Source organism: Streptomyces sp. SID4985, from assembly GCF_009863025.1.
GTDB lineage: Bacteria > Actinomycetota > Actinomycetes > Streptomycetales > Streptomycetaceae > Streptomyces.
Genome location: NZ_WWIR01000294.1, coordinates 1 through 645, shown reverse-complemented (window position 1 = coordinate 645; position 645 = coordinate 1). Strand labels below are relative to the sequence as shown.

Annotated in this window: 1 pseudogene; it reads left to right on the top strand. The window is 75.8% G+C overall.

Going from position 1 to position 645, the window contains the following annotated elements:
• Positions 1-272: pseudogene (locus tag GTW40_RS11985) on the top strand (hypothetical protein); the annotation flags it as partial.
• Between the last annotated feature and the right edge of the window lie 373 nt (positions 273-645).

The following is a 645-nucleotide window of genomic DNA, read 5'->3' as shown; positions in this document are numbered from 1 at the left end:
TGCGTGCCGCGCAGGGCAGGGCCGGACTGCGACCCGGCCGCGCCGCCGGAGCGGCCGGTTCGGGTCCGCCCGAGGTCCCGGCGCCCACCCTGATCATCCACGGCCCCGGCGACACCGTCGCCCCCTGGCTGCACTCGCGCCGCCTGGCCGACCGCAGGCCCGACCTGGTCGCCCTGCACACCGTCCCCGGCGCCCCGCACGCCGCGATGTGGAACGCCGACCCGGAGGAGTACGAGGAGCGGCTGCGCCGGTTCCTGGTTCCGCTGATGTGAGCGCCCGCGTCCCGCCCGCGTCCCGCTGACGTGAACTCCGCCGACGGCCCCTCGACGAGCCGGAATCCCCGGTTCCGTACTGCTTCGTCCCCCGTCGGAGGCCCCCGCGCCCATGGCCTGATCCTGACTCCGCGCCCCTCCTCCGACCTGGTGCGTTGGCCTTCTCCGTAGCCGCCCGTGACATCCCGTTTGGGTTTTCGGACCGTCAACCGGAAGACTGCACCCGTGACGTCCCGTATCCCGCGCGACTCCAGGCTCCGACTCGTCCGACCGCGACCCCTGGCCGCCGCCCCCACAGCTGTGAACCAGCGGCGCCCGCGCCGCGCCGCACCCCGGCCCCCGGAGGGCACCCCGGCCCCCGCCGAACTGGCCA